Source organism: Marinobacter sp. MA (assembly GCF_048298425.1).
Lineage (GTDB): Bacteria > Pseudomonadota > Gammaproteobacteria > Pseudomonadales > Oleiphilaceae > Marinobacter > Marinobacter salsuginis.
Window position 1 is genome coordinate 1336953 of record NZ_CP103058.1, and the last position, 16320, is coordinate 1353272.

Below are 16320 nucleotides of genomic sequence, written 5' to 3' on the forward strand. Positions count from 1 at the left end.
AAGCTTGGAGAACAACAATGACAAACGGCGCTCAAGCCCTGATGAAAACCCTGGTGGACGCCGGTGTTGAGGTTTGCTTCAGCAACCCCGGCACCAGTGAAATGCACTTTGTGGCGGCCCTGGACGACGAGCCTAAAATGCGGGCGGTGCTTGCCCTGTTCGAGGGAGTCGCCACCGGCGCCGCCGACGGCTACGCGCGCATGGCTGACAAACCCGCCGCCACCCTTTTGCACCTGGGCTGCGGGCTGGGCAACGGCCTGGCCAACCTGCACAACGCCCGCAAGGGCAAGGTGCCGGTGCTGAACATCGTGGGCGACCACGCCACCTACCACGTGAAATACGATGCCCAGCTGCAGTCTGATATCGAGACTGTGGCCCGCAACGTCTCCCCGGGGTTTGTCCGAACCGCCAAGAGCACTGAAACCCTGTGCCAGGATGCCGCCGAAGCCATTGCCGCTGCCCAGACCGCGCCCGGGCAAGTCGCCACACTGATACTTCCTGCGGATGTGTCCTGGGGAGAGGGCGGTGTGCCCAGTGCACCCATGGCGCCGCCGACACCGGAGCCGGCAGACGACGCCACGGTGGAAGCTATTGCCAAGGCCATCCGTTCGGGCAAGAAGACTGCTTTGTTGATGGGCGGTCATTCCCTGCGTGAACCCGCCATGCTGTCTGCCGCCAAACTGGCTGCGCACAGCGGCGTTACCCTACTGGCGGAAACCTTCCCCACCCGCATGGAGCGGGGTGCCGGCCTGCCCTATATCGAACGGATCGCCTACCTGGCCGAACTGGCCACGGTGCAGCTTACCGACATCGAACAACTGATCCTGGTGGATTCAAAAGCGCCGGTGTCCTTCTTCGCCTACCCCGGCAAGAAGAGCTACCTGGTGCCGGACACCTGCGAGGTTCACACCCTGGTGGCTCCCGATCAGGACATCCTGGCCAGCCTGAACAAGCTCAACGACGCCGTTGGCGCCAGCCAGGCCGAGCCGAAGCTGCAGCCGGCGAAACGCCCAGGCCGGCCACGGGGCAAGCTCACTGCCGAGAAAGTCTGCAAAGCGGTGGGTGAGCTGATGCCCGAGAACGCGATCATTGTGGACGAGGGCATTACCTCCAGCCTGATGCTCTCGGTGATGACCGCCGGAGCGCCCCGGCACGACATGCTGACCCTCACCGGCGGCGCCATCGGCCAGGGCCTGCCCAATGCCGTGGGTGCCGCCGTGGCCTGTCCGGATCGCCCGGTGATCGCCCTGATTGGCGACGGGACCGCCATGTACACCATCCAGGCCCTGTGGACCATGGCCCGGGAACAACTGAATGTAACGTCCATCATCTTCAACAACGCCTCCTACTCCGTGCTCAACATCGAGCTGGAGCGTGTAGGTGCGGAAGAGGCCGGAGAAAAGGCCAAATCCCAGCTGGACCTGCGCGGCCCGGTGATCAACTTCGCGGAAATGGCCAACGGCATGGGCGTTCACGGTGTGCGGGTACACACCGCCGAGGAAATGGCAAAAGCCCTGGAATACGCCCAGAGAATGCCGGGGCCTCACCTTATCGAAGCCGTGATCCCGGAATCCCTGAGCGGGGTAAAGCGCCGGATACTGCCCTGGATGCTGCGCTCATTGCCCAGCCTGCCGCTGTCGGTTTCCAAGGCATTGAAGCGCAAGCTGGCGCCCTGAGGCGGGAAGGAAGGGTTAGCCTGGCCGATTGGTGGGGCTGACCCTGTCTGCCAGCGCCTCGGCAATGTACCGGTAGCCCCTCTGGCCGGGGTGATAGCCATCGGCGGCCAGGAGCGCCGGGTCGGTTACCACTGGATAGTCCAGGTAGGTGAATTCTTCCGGAAATTGTATCGCCAGGCGGATATAGAGGTTATCCAGCTGCCGCGCCCGCCAACCCATCACATACCTAAGCGGCGAGGGCAGCGCGGTAAACAGGTGCATGGGCGGCACGCTCAGGAGCAGAATGGGCCCTGAATATCGCGTTGCAAGCAATCGACGCAATGCCCGCAGCTGCTGGCGGAAACGAAAGCGGGGCGTGAACCCAGTGGTGTCGTTCACGCCCATACTCAACAGCACCACATCCGCCTCTGGCAGTTCGGCGGTTTCCAGCTCACTCAGCAATGCACCCAGGCGAATACCGTTTACCCCGAAGGTGTGCCAGGCAGTGGTCTGGCCGGTGCGCTCGTGAATCTGCTTCGCCAACTGGCTGGCCAGGCCCTGATCGTGAGTTTCAACACCCACGCCGGCCGCGGTGGATTCGCCAATCACCAGGATACGCCTCGCCGGAGCGCCTTCACCGTATTGACCGGAAGGAGAGCCACCGGCCTCCGGCAACCTGGGCGTTGTGCGGCGGGCCTTCTTGCCCTGGTAGAGCAGTACCGGAAAGAGCAGGGCGGTTGTCAGCCAGAATGGAAGGTGCATTGGAAGGCTCCTGTTTTACCGGCGGGTTAGTGAGCGACTGACTTGGAAAACAGATTGATCACCGCAACACCGGTGATGATCAACGCCATACCGATCACAGTGGCGGCATCCAGAGCCTGCCCGTAAATCAGCCAGCCGATAAGTGCCACCAGTACAACGCCCATCCCCGCCCAGATGGCATAGGCCACGCCTACGGGAATTTCCTTCAGGGTCAGCGACAGGAAGTAAAAGGCAATCGTATAGCCGGCAATCACCAGCAGGCTGGGCCAGAGTTTGGTGAAGCCTTCACTGGCTTTCAGGCCGGTGGTGGCAATTACTTCCGCTACGATGGCAACGCCCAGAAAAATCCAGCTCTTCAAAACTTACAGCCCCCATTGGTGAACATCCGCCCGGCAAGACCGAACGGCACTTTGTGGCTGCGGAGTCTATCAAAAACCAGGCCGATAACGCGCGGGCTTATCCCTGCCAGATGGGTGGCCATTGGCCGTGAAGCTTGTTGTACTGCTCGATGGGCTCGCTGCGGTAACCGCCGGCGTAGCGCTCTTTCACGCTCGGATGGACCCAGGTGCGGTTATTATCAGGCGGCGGTATCTTGCGCACCAGCTTGCCCAGCAGCTTGTACTTGCCCTTGTATTCGTTGTGCTGGTCGGCGTTGGGATGGGTTGCGGAGGGCAGGGAATCGTTGAATACCAGAGCCTGTTTTTGCGCTTCTGCCTTCAGCCACAGCAGGGGAATATCGGCCAGTGTGCGACCCTGTTTGTCTGGCCCATAACCGCCGCCGACGTCCGAGTGCACGCCAGCAAACCAGACCTGCTCCAGATCCGTGCCATCGCGCGGGTCCCACAGTGTGGGCTCGAAATCCTCCCGCTGCTCGTCCAGCGAGAGCGCGTGGCGGGCGACGCGAATGTTGCTGCCGATCTTGCGATCGTAGAACAGGTCCTGATCCTTGATCAGACCGAAGAACGTGAAGGGCAGGCCCAGGGCGCCCACGGTATCCCACACCCCGACAAACTGGATTGGCGTGCGCTGCTCCAGGGAATACTTCGCCTTCCAGGCCATGGAGTGGTCGCCGTTGGCCTTGTGCTTCTTGGTTTTATAGAGCTTGAAGGCCTCCTCGATCCGGCTGCCGTGTTCCTTTCGCAGAATGCTGCAGTTATTGATCATCCCGCAGAGGCTGCGGGCGGTGTAGGCACCGCGGCTGAAACCGAACAGGAAAATCTCGTCGCCCGGCTCGTAGTTGTGCACCAGAAACCGGTAACCGTCCATCACGTTCTTCTCCAGCCCGTACCCGGTAGCGCCGGCCCGAAGTGAATCGTGGTAGGAGCCAATGCCCCAGTCGTAGAACACCACCTGTTCCACCCCGTTACCGTCGGTAGGCCGGATGGCGCGGGCAAATTGCAGAACGTTGGTGGGAAAGTCCTCGCCCAGGATTTCCTCCGGGCGGTTCCAGGTGCCATCAAAGCAGACAGCAATGCGTTTCATGGGAGTGACCTCCTGTCGTTATTGTTCCCCGTTGCCCAGCCTGTAAACCTGGGAGCAACTTTGCCCACGCTCCGGCGAATCGAAACGGCCGGTACATCCTGTTTGGTGGGTATAGATGAGTATCTCAGGTATGTGAGTGGGAGGGTAGTGCCACGATCCAGGGTGCCGGAGTTATACGAACGCGTTCGCAAAACTCCAGAAATCGCATGAGAAATGTCGGTAACTATCTGATAGGGTTAAAAAGTTGGCAAAGGATGGGTGGAGTTATACGCCCACGGTAGGAGCAGGAGTGACTCAAACAAGGGCGTATAACTCCGGCGGTAGCCGTGGTAAGTGGTGTTCAAGGGCTTGTTTTTATTCAGCAAACTCATGTTTTTGTAATGGTTTTTGAATGGAGTTTTACGAACGGGTGATATACGAACGCGTTCGTATAATTCGCTGTTATGAGTAGTTATGGGTAAAAAGCTTCCACCGGATCAGCTCGAACTATACCTGTCTCTCGATGAGCTTATGTACTTCGAGTGGGACCCAATTGGCGTTTCGTCCATGGGAGGAGGCCGAGATGAATATTACTCGTACCTGCCTGTGGTTTTTCAGCTTTGCTTGGCTCAAAGTGAACCGGAGCAAATAGCTAATTACTTGTCACAGGCAACTGAGTATATGGGGTTGGAGCCAGATGCTTCGCGAAATTTAAGCATCGCAAAGCGGGCGTTGGAGCTCAAAAAATCATGCCTGGGCTGAACGCGAGAACTCATAACCATTGCAGGCACGGCGACGCCTACTACATTGCGCCTTTGGCTCCATTCCGTAGGCGCGCATGCTGCAGGCGTTAGTTGTAAGGAGAAAGAGTGGAAATAGCGGCAATTTTTTCTTCAGTGAAAGATATTGCGTTGGCTGTCGCCGGGGTAGTTACAGCGACCGTGGCCGTTATCGGTCTCAAAAGTTGGAGGAGGGAGCTTGAGGGAAAAAAGGAATTTGAATCAGCCTTAGCATTTGCAAAGGCAACTTATAAGCTCAGAGATCGACTGCATATCTGTCGCTCTCCTTTGGTCCGGATGCATGAGTTTCCTGAAGGCTATAGCCGCTCGCATAAAGACAACACTCCAGATGAAAATGCCAATGCATGGGCATTTGTATACCGTGTTCGATGGGAGCCGGTCTGGGAAGCCTTGCAAGATTTTGATGCAAGAACTCTTGAGGCAGAAGCGCTTTGGGGGCAAGAAATAAAAGGGCGAGCCGAAAAATTAAAAGATTGCGTTAGGGAGCTGAATGCTTCAATTGACTCGTTTTTAAACAATGAACAGAGCAGCGGCGAGGATTTCCGGTGTGATCCTGATTTTGGCAAAGAAATTAGGGCAAATTTGTCTGCTACTCGCAGGGAAGAGAACCCCCTTACCCAGAGGATCGAGGAAGCTGTTTCTGAAATCGAAACCTTCGTCAGGCCACATCTGAAAGATTCCAAACCTCGCCGCGCAAGTATAGAAATCCCGGATACAGAACGCTCGATAAGAAGTGGATTTTTCAACCTGAATGACCTTAAGTTTTCCGGTGTTGGGCTTGCTTTATTCTTTGCGTTCCTCCTATCAGCCTGGCTCTTTGAGAAAAATTCATTCATGAGTTTTGTCATGGATGACTTAGTTTGGCTTGCGTTGTGGTCGGTGCTGTTTTCCATACTAATTGGCGTTTATTTGTTTAAAACTCATGCGTCCTCACGACTCGGAAGGGCTTTATTGGGCGTCGGATTAATACTAAATGGGTTGCTTATTAATATTTCGGTTGGGCCCTCAATCATACGGTTGGGTGAAATAACAGGAAACATGGACCAGTCCAGCGATTGGTACGTGTCATTGCTTTTGGCAATCGAAGCTTTAGAAGCTCTCAAGAGTGTTGGGGCAATCGGGGTTGCGGCGGTTGGTGCAGGAGTAGTCGCTGGTTGTCTTCTACCTTCAGTAGCCCGGCACCAACCAACTAACCAGTAGTTGCAGTTCGTTCCGGGCCTAACGGCCCTCCACCGGACGCCCTTTTCTTCGCTTCGCTACAAAAAGGTCGCCGCTGAACAAGAGCGTTATGCCGCAAAGCAGTCACGTACTGCCATCAACTAATTGAAAATAAGGGAAATATGGAATTCGTCAAAAGGAACTTTAAGTGGGTCATGCTGGTGTCAGGCTTACTGACGGCCACGATGTTTTATGGCCTCGTCGCACCTCAAGCGGCACTTGAATCAATGTTCGGCGCTTCATTCGACGGCGGCCTGCAATCCATAATTGTTCGCAGTTGGTCAGCCCTCGTCGGTCTTATAGGTATCATCTTAATATACGGTGCACTAGTCGAGAGGCACAGAGTCTTTTCCGCTGCGATGGGTGCGCTGAGCAAAACAATTTTCGTATTACTGGTCATGGTTTACGGCCAAGAATTTTTAGGCCAAGCAGCGCCAGCAATCATTATGGATGTAGTGGTTGTCTTGGCTACGTTAATTTTCTTCGTGGCGGTCAGGGTTCAGCGTTCGGCGGCATAACCAGTGGGTGAAGCTGACCGGTACTACGCTGCGCTCCGCACCGGCAGCTTACCCAGGGCGTTATCTGTTTGGTTTGGCGTAGTTTTTTGTTGGCTGTGTGCCCATTGGTTTCAAACCGGCGTCATAATCGCAGCCAAATCGATCACCGTCATTTTCAGCAACTCCGGTGTTCGCCGTGTGGGGCAATCCGCCGCTAACTCGGTTGTGATCTGCTAGTCTGAAGTTCAGGTTTGTTCACCGCTTCATAGGCGGTGATTTCATCAACGTGCATCGGCGGTTGCCGGTGCCAAGGCAGCGCAGTGGGCCGTCATGTTGTTAGCCAGGGAACAGGCATCGCAATTACCCCCAGCTAACCAGTCGCGTCAGTACGCGGCCGAAGGCCGCAGGACGCCCTTTTCATTGCGGCTGCGCCTCCATTACAAGGGCGCCTCTGCGCTTTGCGTTATGTGTAGGAGTATCCATGAGCGACGAAATCGAGATTAAGCTCACAGAGGACGAAGCTTGGGTGCTTTTCGAGTTTGTCCGCAGGTTTAGTGATACAGATCGGCTCTCTATTGCAGATCAGGCTGAGCAAAGGGCTCTTTGGAATTTGTGCTGTATTTTTGAGAAGACGCTGCATCAAGCTCAAGACATTAGCTACGAAGAGTTCATTGCGCAGCGTAGGGATCGACTCCGAGATGAGTTCTGAACTCCAGCACATAACAAACCGCGTAAGACGGACGGCTTTCAGCCGCCGCTTCGCTCCGCGTTATATGTCCAAGGAATTACATGCTCAGCTAGATCTGGTCAGGCGATTTCAACTGCTAGGCCAGACCAAGTTAGGTACGAAAGCCGAAATCTAGCAACAATCTACAGGAATGAATATGTCATGGGCTGTGGCAGTAGCATCGGCACTATTAACAGGTTTCTTGGCCTATAAAACTCTGAGCGTTTACTACCGTTGCCGATATCGGCTCAAGATTGAATCGCGAGGTTGGTCAGCTCTGTTCTTGGATTTGATATTCCCAATGTGGATTTTATCTTTGGGGTATGCACCATCTTATGTGGTATTTCTGGTGCTTCCAGATGAGAACTTTTACCAAAGCGTTCTGGCTGCAATCATATTTGGGGTGTTCGTGATTCGTGCGTATCTCGTTTTCAAGAAAGAGAATCCGGAAATTTACCGGGCGCTCAGGGACCCTGAGGCGAATTAAATTGAGCTGGCTGATGGTGAAAAGAGGGTAACGGTCGAAAAAAGGTGCGCCAGTGCCCTTTGAAGACCCTTTCTCATCAAAACCATCTAACCAGTGCATTAAATACGTTCCGGGCCTAAAGGCCCTCCACCGGACGGCTTTTCCTTCGCTTCGCTACGCAAAAGCCGCCGTTTATGCAGGCGTTATGGGCTCAAGTTGAGTTGAGAATGAAGCACCTAGCGATATACACAGGACTCGCCGTTTTTTGTGGTGCGGTTGTTTGGCAGCTGTTTTTCAGCCGACCTGACGAGGCTTTTCTTGTTGTGCACGTCGGTGGTCCCGCATGGTCCGGAGTTTTGATGTTGGTTGCCGGGTTGGGTTTTTTCGCATCATATGCTTTCCAGCGGGCAACTTTCGCAAAGCCCTTTCTGTTCATTTGCCAACATTTTTCCTGGCCAGCGAGCAACAGAATGGCCGTATTTTACGGTCTCATGCTGAGCATTGCTGGTAGTGCTGTAATCAATAATGCTTTACGGGTCTCGGCGGGCTAGGGAGCTTCAGGTTTGAATCCCATAACCAGTCGCTGTAGTACGCGGCCGATGGCCGCCGGACGCCTTTTTCATTGCGGCTTCGCCTCCATTACAAGGGCGCCGCTAAGCTAAGCGTTACATGCCATGAAAGTATCTGAGTTGCAGAGTATCTTGCTCGAAGAATTGAAGTTCCTATTGCCTGATTGGAAGTTCATCAAGAGTAAAAGAGAGTTCCAGAGATCAGAGGAAGGCTTCGTCTGGTATCTCCACATAGGTTGCATCAATCACTTGGAAGATTTCGATGCGGTGGCCGACGTTGCCGTAGAGTTCAAAGCGGGTAAGGAGCGACTTTGTATTGTTGGTGCAGAGCTGGGAAATATTGAAGGCAGGGGACAGCTTCGATTTCCCGTATCGAATAGAGAGGCGGCCAAATCATCGGCGTTCGAACTTTATGAACACTTTAACGAGCGTGGTCTTCCGTTTCTGCGCAAGTATAGCGATCCAGCTGAAGTCGTGGGCACTCTCAGGAATGGTGGCGCAGAAGCCATGTTGATAAGCCCTCTCCTAAAACAACACCAAGACCAAATTAACCGGCTGAGTAGCCACTATGGCATCAGCCTGTAACAAGCCGCGTCACTCGGACGGCCTTGTCTGGCCGCCGGGCGTTGTGCCTAAGGAAGACTATGCCTCGTAGAAAAAAATGGGAGCCGGGAAATGTTGTTGAAGTTGAGCTTGATGACGGTTCATTTTCATATGGTGTAGTTATTGAGGAACCTCTCGTTGCATTTACAGAGGCTACATTTACGGAACGTCCTGAAATAACGACAGAATTATTCGGCAAGGTAGCTTTTCAGCTTTGGGTAATGAATTCAGCGATTGGCAAGAATGGTTGGCCTGTTATCGGAGATGTGCCGTTCAAAGAACTATCAATATCGGAGGCCATGTTTTACCGATACGATATTGTCTCGAAGAAGTTTTATCACTACGTAGACTGTACCAACGATATACCCTCCACGAGGGAGGCGTGTGTTGGTCTGGAGTGCGCCGCAGTTTGGCGAAAGGATCATGTTGAGGACAGACTGCAAGCACACAAGGAAGGTGGGGTATGTAAGTGGGAAGAATCATTGAGAGCTGAGAACAAGCCATAACCATTGGGTGAAGTCCGCTGGCCTAATATAGGTTGGGCTAATTCATAACTTTCGGGTGGGTGTGGCTATGGTAGATGTGATTTTGGAATCAACGATCGAATGTCCAAACTGTGGCCATCAGAAAACGGTAACCATGCCTACCGACTCATGCCAGTATTTTTACGAGTGTGAGTCTTGTCATGTATTACTGAAGCCCAGGCATGGCGACTGTTGTGTCTTTTGTTCATTCGGCACGGTACCGTGCCCACCAATTCAAAAAGGGTCAGGGTGTTGTGCTCCAGCCCCATAATAAATCATGGAAGGCGAGCGCGTGAGACGCGCCCCTTCGTTTCTGTGTTAGCGGCCTTAGTCTCAGATATGGAAGTCTAGAGTGGAAATTAAGATCTTCGGCATTTCGATAGCGATAGGCATAGGGTTGGCCGCTGTGTTCTGGTTACCCGTCTTATGGGGTTATCTCTTTGCCAAATGGAAGGGGCTTTGCTCTCCAAAGCGTTTCGCGTTTTTCAGTGGTTGTACGAGCTACGGGATTCAAACTCTGATCGGAGCACTGCTGATATTTCCCTTTGCCGTGCCAGCGACAAAGTCTGCGCCGCAGTATTGTTATGACAACCCTGGTGCGTGGCTCTGTCACTTACTGGATTTTGCCGAGGATTGGTCCGGTACATTTGGGTTGGTCGCGGCGGTGGTCGTAACAGTCGTAGCGCCGGCAATATTTAACAAGTACGTGTGGGCCGGTGCCAATAGCCGTTAACCAAGCGGTCAACCGGACTCTAAAAGCGTGGCGCTTTTGGTTCCCTCTGTTGCGCTCCGGCGCCGGACACCCACAGAATTAGTTTCATTAATCGCCTTGCTCGGCGTCAGCATCAATCAAGGAGTCAGTTTTGAGAGCGGGAATCTTCATCGTATTCATTCCTCTGCTGGTTGGGTGTGCCACCTATCAACAACCCACCCATTCAGCACCAGGCACAGGCGAAATCGTCGAGCCGTCTTTTGAACAAAAAGCTGTTGGTGAGGCTTCGATCGTTACGAATCAGGCGCTGAAGTCGTACCGTGAGGAGTATGTCCATGCCACCGAACACAAAGCTTTTGCTCAATCTGATATGGGTGCCTGGTCTTGGAAGTCAAATAGAACCTCAATCCAGTACGCGATAGAGAATTCGTTGATAGATTGTCAGAAAAATAATAAAAGGCACGAAGCGAAATACCCGTGCAAGATAATAAATGTTGACGGGGAATGGGCCGGGGAGCGCTAGATCAGATTAATTTTCTCATGACTGCACCACAAAGCCGCGCATGCTGGCGACGTTATGAATCAGCAGCCAAGTGGATTGTTTCGCTACTGAGGAACAGGAATGTCCCCTTCCTCATTTGTGGCGGGCTTGCCGCGAGGGGATATGGCTCTCAGCGCGATCTGCATGACATTGATCTCTTCGTCCCTGGGGAGCACTTTTCGTCTGTGGTCCAGGCAGGGCAGCAGTTTATATCCAAAGCTGCTGCCCACCGCCAGGAGGAGGGCTGGGACCTGACCTACGTCCAGTTCAAATATGAGGGTGTCAAAGTGGAGGTGGGTAACGCCAACGGTGCACAAATCTTTGATGCAGGCAACGAGACCTGGGTTCCGCTCAATATAGATTTTTCACGCTATGCGACGGTGCAGTTGCTGGGTCTGAATCTTCCCCTCATGTTGAAGGACGACTTGGTCCAGTATAAGACCGCGCTCTCACGCCCAGTGGATATCGAGGATATCCGTGCTATCCGAGCGAAGGCATAACTTGGCCACGCACCTGCCTCCAATGAGAAACAGATCCCGCTCAATCAGTACTTTGAAGTGCTAGACTCCAAACGGTCTGAATGACAGCGCGTGGCTGCCGCCGCGGGCCTGCTCAAAAAACACTAAGAGTTTCAATATATGAAAGGCCTGTCGATTCCAAGACCCGGCTCACCGGGCGGCATCCTCTTGTTTCTGGTTTTCTGGTTCCTGGTCTCCGGCAGCGCTGTCTCCGAGTCGGCGACGATCAACAAACGGGCCCAGCCCGGTTGGGTCACCGATATGGAGCTCCCGCCTTCAGAACCCTCCGGAGGAGTGGGATTAGGCGGAGTGGAGTACCTGCTCTACGACGTTCAAACCGATCTGCGGGACGCAAAGACTCGTCAGTACTTTCGAGTTGCCAGCCAGATCCGAAATGAAGAGGGCCTCCGGGAGCTGTCCTCGCTTTCCGTTGTGTTCGATCCCGACTATGAATCATTGTCTTTCCACAGCCTCAGGATTCACCGCGGTGACCTTGTCATTGATCGTCTGGATGAAGCCCAGTTTCAGATTCTCCAGCGTGAGTCCAACCTTGAGCGGCAAATATACGACGGCTCGCTAACGGCTCACCTGATACTGGAAGATCTCCGCGTCGGTGACCTGGTGGAATACAGTTATAGCCTGGAAGGTAACAACCCCGTTTTTGATGGTCTTTTTTCTGGCCATTACTCGTTGCAATGGCAGGTACCGGTGCTTCGGCACCGGCTACGTTTTCTGACCGACGAGGGCAGCCCGCTGCACATTCAGCCCTCGTCTCCGAATTTCCGATTCACCCGCACTGCTGAAACTGGAACCGTGGAATATGTCCTGCGTCAGGAAGCGACGGAGGCCCGGCCAGTCGAAGGTGGCACGCCCAGCTGGTATCGCCCGCTCGCCCATGTGAGTGTGAGTCAATTCCAGAGCTGGGAAGATGTGCAGCAATGGGCCGCTCCCTTGTATGCCGTGTCTACCCCGGTGTCGGAGGAGGTTCGGGAAATCGCCGAGACCATCGCTCAACAGCACCAGGCACCAGAGCAACGCCTTCAGGCCGCTCTGGATTTTGTACAGCGGGAAATTCGTTATGTCGGCATAGAGATGGGTGCGCATTCCTATCAACCCCGCCCCCCTGAAAAAGTTCTGCAGCGCCGCTTTGGTGACTGCAAGGATAAAACGCTGCTGCTCAATACTCTCCTTGGCCAAATGGGCATTACGGCCCACCCCGTTCTGGTTAATACCGACCTTCGGCACAAAGTCGCCGAGTCCGCTCCCTCGCCTTTCGCATTTGACCATGTCATTACTCAGGCTCACATCGGTGATTCACTCTATTGGGTGGATGGCACCAACACTCATCAGAGAGGTGCCCTGAATCGCCGGACCCTGGCCGACTACGGCGCCGGCCTGGTTCTTGACGGGCAGAATAACGGCATCACGCCCCATTACCCCGATTCGTCGACGCAGACGACACCCCGACTCGATATTGAACAAAAACTGTTTCTGGAAAAGGATCGCGATCAGCCACTCGCGTTGCACATCAAAACGCAGATGAGTGGTGACGAAGCAACAACCATGCGTGGCCGCGTGGCGCAGGGCGGTGATGAGTTTCAGCAGGAATACATCCGTTATTACGAGTCGCTCTTTCCTGAATTGGAAGTCATCCAGAAGCCTGCCTACGTCGATCGGACCGGAAAAAACCAGATTGTCATCGATGAGCGTTATCGAGTGGCAGATTTATGGAGCACTGATGAGGGGGGCTTCACACAAACCCTTTGGCTGGAAGCCGATCAGATAGACGATTTTGCCGTGCCACCGAAGGATCAGAATCGAAGCGATCCCTATCATCAATACCACCCCATCACCGTACAACAGAAATGGGTCGTGCAGGGCCTCGATGAAAGCTGGTCTCTGCCCGCTGAACATGAGGTTGTGGACAACCCCTATTTCCGGTATGAGCGAGAGGTTTCCTTCAATAGCTATCAATTGGAAGTGACCCATCGATACCAGTCGAAGACTGACTTTGTGCCGGCGCAGGACATCACCCGCTACAACTCGGATATCGAAAAGCTGAAGAATCTGAGCTACTACGGCCTGCAGGAACCGATGCCGCAGCTAGTAGCCGAGGAAGAAGATCATCGTATGATGATCATCAGCATTTTAGCCGGTGTGCTCTTTCTTCTGGTTTTGCTCATTATCATCGATTACATCATCGATCGGCGTCGTGAGAAAAAGCTCGATCTGCAAAGCCACTATTATCCGGTCTCAGCCACCAAGTTCATTGCCCTCGGTGTAATTACGCTCGGCCTTTATCAGGTCTTCTGGGGGTACCGTAATTGGCGCTACATCAGCGAGCGTGATTCCCGAAACCTGTGGAGCTGGGCTCGTGGGCTGTTTATCCCGATTACCTGCTACGGTTTGTTCGCCCACGCGCGAAACAATGCTGTGGGCAGCTACCATCTGCCACTAGCCGCGCTATCTTGCGCATTATTGGCGATAGCGTTTTTCGTACTATCACTGATTCAGAGTGCAGACCAGACCCCGGCGCTCCTGATGCTGGTTACATTGATACTGGGGCCGCTCTGCCTGTTGCCTCTGCAGAACTATGTAAATCGACTTCCGGAGAACCGTGAGGCTTTTGCATTCAACTCACGTTGGCGCCTGCGGCATGCAGCCGCTGCACTCATTTTCTCGCTCATCATGGGCCTTATGGTGGCTGAAGAACTACGCATCATTCCATCGGACCAAGTCGTTTCAGGAGAGGAACTCCCGGCTGATCTCAAGCTGTTTTTGTCCCGGCAATCGGTTATTGGTCCGCAAGAAGAAATCCTGAAGTTTTATTCCGACGCGCTTTGGGACTTCAGGCAGGATGGCAATGCGCTCACCAATGAGGGTGTTTTTTCGTATTGGCAGGACAACACTGGTGGATTCCAGTTCGTCAAGGCAAGGTATGAGGATATTGCTGATCTGGAGGTTAAAAAAGGCGGTGCTCTGGAATCGACAATGCTCAAGGTCTTCCTGAAGGACGGCTCCTTTTTCTGGCTTGTACTTTCGGTCGACGGCGACGAATCCTTTGTTCAGAGTCTTGAGTCACGGCTGGCAACTTGATGGAGGAAGCCGTGGAGAGGTTCAAAGTATCCTCGTATCGTTGAAGACTGCGAAATAGTTATCCTGCCTGGCAGTATGGCTTTCTGATAACCACGGTTTTGCTTTGGTTAGCCTCTGCGTCCAGTTTCACGATTGTTGAATCAGGGAGACTTTCCGCAGCGGAAAGTCTCTCTAAAACACCTGGGTGCTTATTGGTAGGCGCCCGCACTGTAAATCAACTCATAGCTGTGGCTGTAGATTTCCAGGATGTTGCCAAACGGGTCTTCCATGTAAATCATGCGGTAGGGCTTTTCGCCGGGATAATAGTAGCGCGGTTTCTCCATGCGCTTTTTACCGCCCGCAGCCACAATCCGCTCTGCCAGTTCCTCTACGTTCGGGTCTTGCACACAGAAGTGAAAAACCCCGGTTTTCCAGTACTCGAAATTGTCTTCCGGGTTGGTCTGGTTCTTGAACCGAAAAAGCTCCACGCCGATTCGATCGCCTGTTGATAGGTGAGCAATACGGAAGCTGCCCCAGCCTGCGCCGAATACATCGGTGCACATTTCTCCGATGGCGCTGTCGTCCTCTTCGATCTCGGTTGGTTCCATGATCAGGTACCAACCCATCACCTCTGTGTAGAACTTTACGGCTTGCTCAAGGTCGGGCACGGATATGCCGATGTGTGAGAAATTTCTCGGGTAAACGTTGTTCATGTCCTGTCCTCCTCTGTTGAGACTGAGAGCAGGTTACATCTGCTGATCAATCATTTAAAATTATCATTTATTCTTGTAAACATTATGGAGTGTAATGATAAATACGACCTGGTTGCGCACCTTTTGCACACTGGTGGAAGTTGGTCATTTCACCCGTACGGCTGAACGCCTTCACATGACACAGTCGGGCGTGAGTCAGCATGTGCGTAAACTCGAGGAGCAACTGGGTGCCGATTTGTTGGTGAGGTAGGGCAAGCAGTTTTCTCTATCCGGTGCAGGAGAGAGGCTGTACACCGAGGCGCAGAGCATCCTCTTCGCATTGTCGAATCTTGAGCAGACAGTGGGAGAAGACCCGCCCTTTGAAGGCAGTGTGCGAATCATGTCCCCGGGCAGTGTCGGGCTGAAGCTCTATCCACACCTGTTGGCTCTTCAGAGCAAACACCCGAAGCTGGTTATCGATTACCGGTTTGCGCCAAATTCCGATGTGGAAACTGACATCGGCGCGTCTGATGTTGATCTCGGATTCATGACGTCGAGACCGACCCTGGCCGACGTAAGCTGCACGCCCGTCGCGCAGGAATCGCTGCTGTTGGTAACACCGGCCACCGTTAAGGAGCCGGATTGGGACACGCTGATGAACCTCGGCTTTATCGACCATCCTGATGGCAGTCATCACGCCAGTTTGCTTCTTGGTGCCAACTACCCCGAGTTTCAGCACAGCAACCTGTTTCCGAAGAAAGGCTTCTCAAACCAGATTGGTTTGATTCTGGAGCCGGTAAGTATGGGGTTGGGATTTACCGTGCTGCCTGCGCATGCCGTTGAAGCTTTTGAGAAGCGTGAGCACATCAGAGCTCATCGTCTTGCTAACCCGGTGAGTGAAACGCTGTATCTGTGTGTTCCACGGCACCGGGCACTTGCGGCGAGAATGCGGACTATAATTGCGGAAGCCAGGAAATGGCTTTAAACCGGCCTGGAATTTGGCACGTCGCGCCACTCGTGTGCGCAGTGATGTTGCCATCTAACTGCTCAATAAGGGATTAAGATGACGACGCATTCTGGCTCTTGCCTGTGTGGCACCGTGAAATATGAGATAGAGGGCGACTTCGAGAGCTTCTACCTCTGTCACTGCCGGCACTGTCAAAAAGATACTGGATCGGCTCACGCGGCAAACCTGTTTTCACAGTCCGCTGAATTAACCTGGTTGGCCGGTGCCGATGCTGTAACCTCCTTTACGCTTCCTGGCACTCGTCATAACAAGAGCTTTTGTAAGCTGTGTGGTTCAGCATTGCCCGACACTCAGATAGCCGGTTTGCTCGTTGTTCCAGCAGGTAGCTTGGACTCGGAGATCTCCCTGTCGCCAACGGCACACATCTTTTCATCCAGCAAAGCCGCCTGGGAAGAGGCGTCAGCGGGAGTGCCAGAGTTCGAGGGACTGCCAGCTACGGCTCAATAATTCCCGCCTGTCGTCATTTAGTCCCT

Annotated in this window: 19 protein-coding genes; 15 read left to right on the top strand and 4 right to left on the bottom strand. The window is 53.7% G+C overall.

Features of this window, described 5'->3' with window-relative positions; translation table 11 throughout:
- Positions 1-17: 17 nt before the first annotated feature.
- Positions 18-1676 (top strand): acetolactate synthase large subunit, encoded by a 1659-nt coding sequence (locus NUW46_RS06305; RefSeq protein ID WP_418141662.1) that lies wholly within the window; start codon positions 18-20, stop codon positions 1674-1676.
- 15 nt (positions 1677-1691) lie between these two features.
- Here the strand turns inward: NUW46_RS06305 and NUW46_RS06310 are convergent, their stop codons facing one another.
- From NUW46_RS06310 to NUW46_RS06320, 3 genes are all read right to left on the bottom strand, one after another.
- Positions 1692-2417 carry an SGNH/GDSL hydrolase family protein gene (locus NUW46_RS06310; RefSeq protein ID WP_418141663.1) on the bottom strand — a complete coding sequence of 242 codons (726 nt, stop codon included), beginning with the start codon at positions 2415-2417 and terminating at the stop codon, positions 1692-1694.
- Positions 2418-2443: 26 nt separating this feature from the next.
- Positions 2444-2776, bottom strand: a complete 333-nt coding sequence (locus NUW46_RS06315) for an SMR family transporter (RefSeq protein WP_008175853.1) — start codon at positions 2774-2776, stop codon at positions 2444-2446.
- Positions 2777-2873: 97 nt separating this feature from the next.
- Positions 2874-3899, bottom strand: a complete 1026-nt coding sequence (locus NUW46_RS06320; RefSeq protein ID WP_418141664.1) for a DUF2235 domain-containing protein — start codon at positions 3897-3899, stop codon at positions 2874-2876.
- Positions 3900-4747: 848 nt separating this feature from the next.
- Between NUW46_RS06320 and NUW46_RS06325 the strand changes: the two genes are divergently transcribed.
- The 11 genes from NUW46_RS06325 to NUW46_RS06375 all read left to right on the top strand — a co-directional run bounded on the left by NUW46_RS06325 (position 4748) and on the right by NUW46_RS06375 (position 14149).
- Positions 4748-5878: a hypothetical protein gene (locus tag NUW46_RS06325; RefSeq protein WP_418141665.1), complete on the top strand. Its 1131-nt coding sequence runs from the start codon at positions 4748-4750 to the stop codon at positions 5876-5878.
- Positions 5879-6018: 140 nt separating this feature from the next.
- Positions 6019-6414, top strand: coding sequence for a hypothetical protein (locus NUW46_RS06330; RefSeq protein ID WP_418141666.1), 396 nt, complete (start codon positions 6019-6021; stop codon positions 6412-6414).
- Between the two features lie 460 nt (positions 6415-6874).
- Positions 6875-7102 (top strand): hypothetical protein, encoded by a 228-nt coding sequence (locus tag NUW46_RS06335; RefSeq protein WP_023008831.1) that lies wholly within the window; start codon positions 6875-6877, stop codon positions 7100-7102.
- A gap of 175 nt (positions 7103-7277) precedes the next feature.
- Positions 7278-7607: a hypothetical protein gene (locus NUW46_RS06340; protein WP_418141667.1), complete on the top strand. Its 330-nt coding sequence runs from the start codon at positions 7278-7280 to the stop codon at positions 7605-7607.
- A 653-nt stretch (positions 7608-8260) separates the two neighbouring features.
- A complete protein-coding gene (locus NUW46_RS06345; protein WP_305967375.1) occupies positions 8261-8740 on the top strand; it encodes a hypothetical protein in 480 nt (159 codons plus the stop codon).
- A gap of 59 nt (positions 8741-8799) precedes the next feature.
- Positions 8800-9264 (top strand): Imm26 family immunity protein, encoded by a 465-nt coding sequence (locus NUW46_RS06350; protein ID WP_418141668.1) that lies wholly within the window; start codon positions 8800-8802, stop codon positions 9262-9264.
- 67 nt (positions 9265-9331) lie between these two features.
- Positions 9332-9553 (top strand): GDCCVxC domain-containing (seleno)protein, encoded by a 222-nt coding sequence (locus NUW46_RS06355; RefSeq protein WP_418141669.1) that lies wholly within the window; start codon positions 9332-9334, stop codon positions 9551-9553.
- Between the two features lie 81 nt (positions 9554-9634).
- Positions 9635-10015, top strand: coding sequence for a hypothetical protein (locus tag NUW46_RS06360; RefSeq protein WP_418141670.1), 381 nt, complete (start codon positions 9635-9637; stop codon positions 10013-10015).
- A 130-nt stretch (positions 10016-10145) separates the two neighbouring features.
- The gene (locus NUW46_RS06365; protein ID WP_418141671.1) at positions 10146-10517 is read left to right on the top strand and encodes a hypothetical protein; all 372 of its coding nucleotides are present in this window, start codon (positions 10146-10148) and stop codon (positions 10515-10517) included.
- A gap of 17 nt (positions 10518-10534) precedes the next feature.
- Positions 10535-11035: a hypothetical protein gene (locus NUW46_RS06370; RefSeq protein ID WP_418141672.1), complete on the top strand. Its 501-nt coding sequence runs from the start codon at positions 10535-10537 to the stop codon at positions 11033-11035.
- 138 nt (positions 11036-11173) lie between these two features.
- On the top strand, positions 11174-14149 hold the full coding sequence (locus NUW46_RS06375) for a DUF3857 domain-containing transglutaminase family protein (RefSeq protein WP_418141673.1): 2976 nt from the start codon (positions 11174-11176) through the stop codon (positions 14147-14149).
- Between the two features lie 188 nt (positions 14150-14337).
- On the opposite strand, the gene NUW46_RS06380 is transcribed toward NUW46_RS06375, so the two are convergent.
- Positions 14338-14841: a lactoylglutathione lyase family protein gene (locus NUW46_RS06380; RefSeq protein WP_418141674.1), complete on the bottom strand. Its 504-nt coding sequence runs from the start codon at positions 14839-14841 to the stop codon at positions 14338-14340.
- A gap of 94 nt (positions 14842-14935) precedes the next feature.
- Between NUW46_RS06380 and NUW46_RS06385 the strand changes: the two genes are divergently transcribed.
- From NUW46_RS06385 to NUW46_RS06395, 3 genes are all read left to right on the top strand, one after another.
- Positions 14936-15091: a LysR family transcriptional regulator gene (locus tag NUW46_RS06385; RefSeq protein ID WP_418141675.1), complete on the top strand. Its 156-nt coding sequence runs from the start codon at positions 14936-14938 to the stop codon at positions 15089-15091.
- 69 nt (positions 15092-15160) lie between these two features.
- Positions 15161-15805, top strand: coding sequence for a substrate-binding domain-containing protein (locus NUW46_RS06390; protein WP_418141676.1), 645 nt, complete (start codon positions 15161-15163; stop codon positions 15803-15805).
- A gap of 78 nt (positions 15806-15883) precedes the next feature.
- A complete protein-coding gene (locus NUW46_RS06395; protein ID WP_222466380.1) occupies positions 15884-16294 on the top strand; it encodes a GFA family protein in 411 nt (136 codons plus the stop codon).
- The last annotated feature ends 26 nt before the right edge of the window (positions 16295-16320 follow it).

Bases quoted from the DNA above. Each gene is read 5' to 3' on its own strand.
- NUW46_RS06330 (WP_418141666.1), top strand. From the start codon at position 6,019: ATGGAATTCGTCAAAAGGAACTTTAAGTGGGTCATGCTGGTGTCAGGC.
- NUW46_RS06305 (WP_418141662.1), top strand. From the start codon at position 18: ATGACAAACGGCGCTCAAGCCCTGATGAAAACCCTGGTGGACGCCGGT.
- NUW46_RS06320 (WP_418141664.1), bottom strand. From the start codon at position 3,899: ATGAAACGCATTGCTGTCTGCTTTGATGGCACCTGGAACCGCCCGGAG.
- NUW46_RS06385 (WP_418141675.1), top strand. From the start codon at position 14,936: ATGATAAATACGACCTGGTTGCGCACCTTTTGCACACTGGTGGAAGTT.
- NUW46_RS06345 (WP_305967375.1), top strand. From the start codon at position 8,261: ATGAAAGTATCTGAGTTGCAGAGTATCTTGCTCGAAGAATTGAAGTTC.
- NUW46_RS06340 (WP_418141667.1), top strand. From the start codon at position 7,278: ATGTCATGGGCTGTGGCAGTAGCATCGGCACTATTAACAGGTTTCTTG.
- NUW46_RS06310 (WP_418141663.1), bottom strand. From the start codon at position 2,417: ATGCACCTTCCATTCTGGCTGACAACCGCCCTGCTCTTTCCGGTACTG.
- NUW46_RS06370 (WP_418141672.1), top strand. From the start codon at position 10,535: ATGACTGCACCACAAAGCCGCGCATGCTGGCGACGTTATGAATCAGCA.
- NUW46_RS06335 (WP_023008831.1), top strand. From the start codon at position 6,875: ATGAGCGACGAAATCGAGATTAAGCTCACAGAGGACGAAGCTTGGGTG.
- NUW46_RS06355 (WP_418141669.1), top strand. From the start codon at position 9,332: ATGGTAGATGTGATTTTGGAATCAACGATCGAATGTCCAAACTGTGGC.
- NUW46_RS06380 (WP_418141674.1), bottom strand. From the start codon at position 14,841: ATGAACAACGTTTACCCGAGAAATTTCTCACACATCGGCATATCCGTG.
- NUW46_RS06350 (WP_418141668.1), top strand. From the start codon at position 8,800: ATGCCTCGTAGAAAAAAATGGGAGCCGGGAAATGTTGTTGAAGTTGAG.
- NUW46_RS06375 (WP_418141673.1), top strand. From the start codon at position 11,174: ATGAAAGGCCTGTCGATTCCAAGACCCGGCTCACCGGGCGGCATCCTC.
- NUW46_RS06395 (WP_222466380.1), top strand. From the start codon at position 15,884: ATGACGACGCATTCTGGCTCTTGCCTGTGTGGCACCGTGAAATATGAG.